Here is a 304-nt window from a genome sequence, read left to right on the forward strand (position 1 = left end):
GCTGCGTCTGCCCGATGGCGCCGCCAACCCCTATCTTCTGCAGGCGGTGATCATCGCGGCCGGTCTCGACGGCATCCGCTCCAAGGCCGACCCCGGCAAGCGCTACGACATCGACATGTACCAGTTCGGCCATACCGTGACGGATGCGCCGAAACTGCCGCTCAACCTGCTCGACGCGCTGCGCGAATTCGACAACGACAAATCGCTCAAGGCGGCGCTGGGTGAAGAATTTTCGTCGGCATATCTAAAGCTGAAGCAGCAGGAATGGAATTCCTATGCTTCGCACTTCACGCAGTGGGAGCGC

Annotated in this window: 1 pseudogene; it reads left to right on the plus strand. The window is 60.9% G+C overall.

The features are described 5' to 3' along the window. Positions 1 to 304, plus strand: a pseudogene (locus EN845_RS34635) (type III glutamate--ammonia ligase); the annotation flags it as partial.

It is taken from the genome of Mesorhizobium sp. M8A.F.Ca.ET.202.01.1.1, from assembly GCF_004791595.1.
GTDB lineage: Bacteria > Pseudomonadota > Alphaproteobacteria > Rhizobiales > Rhizobiaceae > Mesorhizobium.